The 6,239-nt window shown below is 68.2% G+C and carries 7 protein-coding genes; 5 read left to right on the top strand and 2 right to left on the bottom strand.

The features are described from left to right. Positions 1 to 52 precede the first annotated feature (52 nt). Genes uraD through pucL form a run of 3 tightly spaced genes read left to right on the top strand, consistent with a single transcriptional unit; the run spans position 53 to position 1,743 of the window. Complete coding sequence (gene uraD / locus ACFWMR_RS33330; protein WP_378381235.1) at positions 53 to 544, top strand: 2-oxo-4-hydroxy-4-carboxy-5-ureidoimidazoline decarboxylase; 492 nt, start codon at positions 53 to 55, stop codon at positions 542 to 544. Further along, complete coding sequence (gene uraH / locus ACFWMR_RS33335) at positions 541 to 858, top strand: hydroxyisourate hydrolase (protein ID WP_378381236.1); 318 nt, start codon at positions 541 to 543, stop codon at positions 856 to 858. Before uraD ends, uraH begins: the two co-directional genes overlap by 4 nt. A gap of 6 nt (positions 859 to 864) precedes the next feature. Next, positions 865 to 1,743 carry a factor-independent urate hydroxylase gene (pucL, locus tag ACFWMR_RS33340; RefSeq protein ID WP_378381237.1) on the top strand — a complete coding sequence of 293 codons (879 nt, stop codon included), beginning with the start codon at positions 865 to 867 and terminating at the stop codon, positions 1,741 to 1,743. A gap of 160 nt (positions 1,744 to 1,903) precedes the next feature. Here pucL and ACFWMR_RS33345 read toward each other — a convergent pair whose 3' ends face one another. Beyond that, entirely contained in the window at positions 1,904 to 3,436 is a 1,533-nt protein-coding gene (locus ACFWMR_RS33345; protein WP_378381239.1) for an alpha/beta hydrolase, read from the bottom strand. A gap of 114 nt (positions 3,437 to 3,550) precedes the next feature. Then, the gene (locus tag ACFWMR_RS33350) at positions 3,551 to 4,549 is read right to left on the bottom strand and encodes an SGNH/GDSL hydrolase family protein (protein WP_378381241.1); all 999 of its coding nucleotides are present in this window, start codon (positions 4,547 to 4,549) and stop codon (positions 3,551 to 3,553) included. Between the two features lie 123 nt (positions 4,550 to 4,672). Here ACFWMR_RS33350 and ACFWMR_RS33355 point away from each other — a divergent pair, with 123 nt between their 5' ends. After that, positions 4,673 to 5,248, top strand: a complete 576-nt coding sequence (locus ACFWMR_RS33355) for a TetR/AcrR family transcriptional regulator (protein WP_449224342.1) — start codon at positions 4,673 to 4,675, stop codon at positions 5,246 to 5,248. A gap of 102 nt (positions 5,249 to 5,350) precedes the next feature. Further along, positions 5,351 to 6,040 (top strand): hypothetical protein, encoded by a 690-nt coding sequence (locus ACFWMR_RS33360; protein ID WP_378381242.1) that lies wholly within the window; start codon positions 5,351 to 5,353, stop codon positions 6,038 to 6,040. Positions 6,041 to 6,239: the final 199 nt, after the last annotated feature.

Raw genomic sequence — 6,239 nt, forward strand, 5'->3', positions numbered from 1 at the left:
GATTCAACAAAATGTTGACGACGGTGGAAGCGTCGCCGTACCGTCAGTTCCCGTGCCGCTCACCATTCGAGAGTTCGACCAGGCTCCCGCCCAGGACGTCCGGCCGGCGCTGACAGCCTGCCTCGAGGTCCCGCGCTGGGTGGAAACCCTGCTGGCCAGGCGCCCGTACGGCGACCTCGCCGCCCTGCTCGCCGCGTCCGAGGCGCTCACCCCGTTGCGCCCCGAAGAGGTCCGGCGCGCCATGGCCGCCCATCCCCGGATCGGGGAGAAAGCGGGCGGCGAAAGCACCGAAGCGGGCTGGTCGCGCTCGGAACAGTCCGGTGTGGACGGTGACGCGGCGCGCGAGTTCGCCGCGGCCAACGCCGAGTACGAAGCGACGTTCGGCCATGTCTTCCTGGTCTGCGCGAGCGGCCGGAGCGGTGCCGAACTGCTGGAGAACCTGCGTTCGAGGCTTTCGAACGATCCGGAGAAGGAACTCGAAGTGGCCGGCCAAGAGCTGGCCAGGATCGCCGCGCTGCGGCTGGAGAAGGCGGTGACGGCATGAGCCTCGTGACCACGCACATCCTCGACACCGCCGCGGGGCGGCCGGCGGCGGACGTCGGAGTCCGGCTCGAAACCGGCGCGGGCGAACCCGTCGCCGACGGGCGGACCGACGCCGACGGCAGGATCCGCGATCTCGGCCCCGACACCCTGGAACCCGGGGTATACCGGCTGGTCTTCGACACCGGCGCCCACCTCGGCCCGGACTCCTTCTTCCCCGAGGTCACTTTGACCTTTCGCATCGCCGATCCGACCGAGCACCACCACGTGCCGTTGCTGCTGAGCCCGTTCGCCTATTCCACCTATCGAGGGAGCTGATCGCCCGTGGCCATCACCCTGGGCCCCAACCAGTACGGCAAGGCCGAAGTCCGGCTCGTCACCGTGCGGCGCGAAGGCAGCGTGCACCACCTCAAGGACCTCACCGTTTCGACGTCGCTGCGCGGCGACCTCGCGGCCACGCACCTCACCGGCGACAACGCCGACGTCGTCGCGACCGACACCCAGAAGAACACCGTCTACGCCTTCGCCAAGGAATCCCCGGTCGGCGAGATCGAGGACTTCGCGCTGCGCCTCGGACGGCATTTCGTCGACTCGTTCGAACACATCTCCGGTGCCCGGATCCTGATCGACGAACACGGCTGGAATCGCATCTCCGGTCACGACCACGCGTTCTCCCAGGCGGGCAGCGAAAAGCGGACGACCGCGGTGACCGTTCAGGACGGTCAGGCCTGGGTGGTGTCCGGTCTGGACGATCTCGTCGTGCTGAAGTCGACCGGTTCGGAGTTCCACGGCTTCCCTCGCGACGAGTACACGACGCTGGCCGAGACGGACGACCGGATCCTCGCGACCGCCGTGACAGCGCGCTGGCGCTACCAGGGCGACGGGATCGACTGGGCGACGAGCCACGCGGAGGTCCGGCGGATCCTGCTGGAGACCTTCGCGGACAAGCACAGCCTCTCCCTGCAGCAGACGCTGTACGCCATGGGAGAGGCTGTGCTCAAGGAACGCGGAGAGGTCGCCGAAGTCCGGCTCTCACTGCCGAACAAGCACCACTTCCTGGTGGATCTTTCGCCGTTCGGGCTGAAGAACGACAACGAGGTCTTCTTCGCCGCCGACCGCCCGTACGGCCTGATCGAGGGTGTGGTCCTCCGCGATGACGCGGAGGACCCGGGCCTGGCCTGGCACACCCTCGCCGCCTTCTAGGGCTCCGGTCGGGGTGGTCGCGAGTGGCAGGCGGGTTACTTGCCGACTTGAAGTACGTGATGGCCCCCTTCACTGCGCTAGGCGCAAGGAAAGGGGCCATCACGTACCGGGGAAGGTGCGCGGGCCTCCGCCAGGGACGGTTGCCGTACCTCGCCTCCTTCTAAGGCGTCGGCAGCGGCATTCCGGGGACGCTCTGGTCGGCGGGGATCGCTCCGCCGACCAGGTACTCGTCCACGATCTTGTCCACGGCCGCGTTGCCGCCCGCGTAGATCCCGTGGTCACCCTCACCGGTCACCGTCAGCATCCGCGAGTTCGCGAACCCGGCGTGTGCCTTCTTGGCGCCTTCGATCGGGGTGGCCGGATCGTGCTCGGACTGGACGATCAGCACCGGCGGCACTCCCTTGCCATCCAGCTTCGGCAACGGACGCGGCTGCTTGTCCCAGAACAGGCAGACCGACGCGTTCAGCGTGCCACCGCCCGCCAGGAGCAGGCCGCGGTCGAGGTTCCGCTGCGAGTCGCGGATCAGCGACTCGCGGGTGCCGGTGAACCGGCCCTCGCCGCAAACGGTGCTCCAGAACGTGCCGTCCTGCGCGTCGGGGAAGTCACCCGCGCCCTTGATGGCGGCCCGGGCTTCGGCCTTGGCCTGGTCCGGCGCCCCGTTCTCCAGCCCCGCCCGGACCTTGACCAGCAGGTCGGCCAGCGCCGGGAAAGACTCCTTCTTGTAGAGCAGGTAGATCATCGCGTATTCGAGCTGCATCGGCCCGTTCCCGTTGATCGGGTTGCGCGACAAGGCGTACCGGAGCCGCTCGTAGGCTTGCCGGACCTCTTCGCCGCCGGTGCCGAAGTGGTACTTGGCGTCGTAGCGCGCCATCCACGGCAGGAAATCCTGCCGCCAGCGCCGTTCGAAGCCGACGGGCTGCCGGTCGAACGACTTCTGCCAGGTCGTGGTGAACTCCGTCGACGAGTCCAGCACGAACCGTCCCGTCCGCTGGGGGAACTGCTGCGCGTAGTGCGCTCCCAGCCAGGTGCCGCCCGAGTAGCCGACCCAGTTGATCTTCTCCCGGCCCAGCAGGACCCGGAGCAGGTCGTAGTCCTTGATCGTCTGGTAGGTGGTGATCAGCGGCCCGAGTTCGCCGTTGGCGTGCTGGCAGGATCGGGCCACGTGCTCCGCGTTCGCCAGGATCTGGTTCAGGTTGCGCGGGTCCCGGTCACGCGGATCCAGCTCATTGACCAGGCCGGCGGTGTTCCGGCAGGTGACGTTGGTGCTCTTGCCGGTCCCGCGGACGTCGATGCCGATGACGTCCTGGTGTTCGCGCAGCTTCTCCTGCCCGCGGAAGGTCACCGGGAACCAGCGCCCGGGTCCGCCGGGCCCACCCGGATTGGTGAGCACCGACGCCGTCGACGCCCCGGTGGACTTCAGCCTGCTGACCGCGATGGTCAGGTCCTGCCGCTCGTTCGCGCGGTCCCAGTCGCGCGGCGTGCGATAGGCCGCGCATTCGAGCCCGCTGATATCGGTGCCCGGCGGCAGCGTGACCAGTTCGTCCGCCGCGCAGGGATGCCAGTCCAGGGTCTGACCGGTGTAGTAGCCGGGGATGCCCGTCGTGTTCAGCGTGCTCGCCGAAGCCGGCACGGCTCCGGCGAGCAGTCCGCCCACGACCGCCGGGATCACCCCGGCGGCCAGTAGCCGCTTCATCTGCTGCCCCCTTCTTTCCTTGTTTCCCAACGGCTCTCGACGCTAGGGCCGGGCACACCCGGCGAACATCGACCGCAGGTAGCGCCGGGAGGTGAACCAAGGAACAAGGGGTGGCTAGGACCGGGGCACAAGTCCGGCCGCGGTGGCCTTGCGCTCCAGTTCGGCCGGAGTGCTCGCGTTCCGCGCGTCGGGCGCCTTCGTGGACGCGGCGGCGGTGCCTCCGAGCGCCTTGAAGATCAGATCGGCTTCGGCCTTCATCCCGGCCGCGTAGGGGTGGTAGGCCACCGCGCGGAACAGGTCGGTGTCCTTGCCGCTCACCCAGGCCGCGTCGCCCGCACAGGCGTCATGCCCGCTGCTCGGTCCATAGGTGTCGACATAGCGGGCACCCTGCTTACGGGCCGCGGTGGAGACGGCCTTGTTGAGCGCGCGTTCGACCTCGTCGGCCCAGGCGTAGTCGCCGTCGGCGAACGGGAGGACGCTGGGGCAGTAGCCCTTCGACGGCGTGATCCGCGGATACCCGACCAGCACGATGGTGGCCGCGGGCGAACGCTCCCGGACACCCTTGACCACGCGTTCGAGGTTCCGCTCGGTGTTCTTGAGCGCCGCGAGCAGGGTGTCCGTGCCGTTGATCGTGAAGTGGTCCTTGCACGGCGAACCGGTCGGGTCGTCGTCGCGCAGCCCGGGGCAGGTTCCGATCAGGCTGCCGAAGACGCCGTAGTCGTTGCCGCCGATGCCGATGGTCACCAGGTCGGTGTCCAGGGTCAGCGCGTCGAACTGCGCGGGCGCGGACCCGAGCGCGAGGCTCGGCGAGGGAACCGTCTGCGGGTTGAGCATGTTCGTGGTGTCCGCCGAAGAGCAGCTGACGTCGGTGAAGGCGCCGGACTTGTAGTAGAGCCCGAGCTTCGTGGCCAGCCAGGCCGGGTAGTTGTTGTTCGACCGGAAGCACCAGCTCGCCTGCTGCCACGGGATCAGCGGACCCGCGGTGTAGGAGTCGCCGAGCGCGACGTACTTGCGGAACGACGGGGTCTCGGCGGCACTCGCCGGTATCCCCAAACTCGCTAGAGAGACGACCGCCAGCAGCGTGGCGAGGACAAGTCGGGTGGTACGGCGCATGGCGACCTCGTGATCCGTCGTTGGACTACCGGCCGATCCTGACAAGTTTTCACCTCCGTCCACAATAGAAGTGAGCATCTTTCACGTTTCAGGGGGTTTGATAGAACGCTCTATCATGGGGTGGTGACTGGAACGCGGGAACGCATCGTGAACGCCGGGGCCGAACTGCTCAGAAGGAACGGCTACACCGGCACCGGGGTGAAGCAGATCGTCGAGGCCGCGAACGCGCCCTTCGGCTCGCTGTACCACTTCTTCCCCGGCGGCAAGGAACAGCTCGGCGAGGAGGTCATCCGCACCTCCGGGATGATGTACCTCGCGTTGTTCGAGATCTTCTTCGCCGACGAGCCGGATCTGATCCACGGGATCGAAGCGGCTTTCGCCGGCGCGGCCGACACGCTCGAAGCGACCGACTACGCCGACGCCTGCCCCATCGCGACGGTCGCGCTCGAGGTCGCCAGCACCAACGAGAAGCTGCGGATCGCGACGGCCGACGTGTTCACGGCGTGGATCGAGACCGGCGCGGCGAAGCTGGGCAAGTACGGTCTCTCACCCGCCGCCGCGCGGCAGCTCACGATCGCCCTCGTGAACAGTCTCGAAGGGGCCTTCGTGCTGAGCCGGTCGTTGCGTGACACCGAAGCCCTCGAAATCGCGGGCGCGTCGACGGTCGCCTTGGCGCGCACGCTGCTCCCCGACGCGTGAAGCACCGACGGCCGGTTGCTGAACACCGGGATTTCCCCGCAACGGGCAACGACTTCCGGCCGACCTAGCGGTCGTCAACTCCGGAACGCGTTTGGGGAGCACATGATCATCAGGAAGCTCGTGATCGGCACCATCGCCGCCGCCGCGCTGCTCACCGCGGGCGCGGTGCCCGCGACCGCCGCCGAGGTCCAGCCGTCCACCCTCACCACGTCCACCAGCGGCACCAAGATCGACGCCGGCAAGACCGTCACGATCTCCGGGAAGCTCACGAAGTCCGACGCCACCCCGATCGCGGGTGCCGAGGTGGGCATCTCGTTCTGTTTCAACGGCTTCTGCGGTGAGGCTCAGGCCAAGCCGGTCACCGACGCCGCCGGCGTCTACACCGCGACACTGTCCCCGATCCGCACCGGCAACTACCACGCAGACTTCTTCTCCACCGACCCGGCGATCGCGAACTCGCGTGCCGACACCCCGAAGATCGTGGTGCTCCACCCGGCGAAGATCACGTCGTTCGCGGCGGGCCGGAACGCGGCCAAGGCCGTGACCGGCTCGGGCACGATCGACTTCCCCGGCCGGTACACCGCGAACCCGATCCCGGTCGAACTCCAGTACTACTCGCTCAGCGGCCACCGCTGGACCACGGCGGCGACGGTCGACGCCACCTGGAACGGCACCACCTGGGCTTTCTCGGCGTCGGCCGAGTACCGCAAGCCCGGCGTCTGGCGGGCCTTCTACGCGGGCGCGCCCGAGATGTTCCACGCGGCGGCGAGCAACCTCGTCTTCGTGCTCTGACGTTTCCGTGGAGGCCTCCCGCGCGGGGAGGCCTCCTTCCCCACTCTCAGGGTCAGGGTCCCGGCAAAGTCGCGTAAGCGGGTCGTGAGCGGCGTTTCGGGTTGTTGAGGGGTAAGGCAAAGTTGTCTTGCTGGAGGTGATGTCCGTGAAGGCCTCCTTGAGGGACTCTGGGTCCCTCAAGGAGGCCTTCACGGACTTT

Source organism: Amycolatopsis thailandensis, assembly GCF_042723255.1.
GTDB classification, from domain to species: domain Bacteria; phylum Actinomycetota; class Actinomycetes; order Mycobacteriales; family Pseudonocardiaceae; genus Amycolatopsis; species Amycolatopsis thailandensis.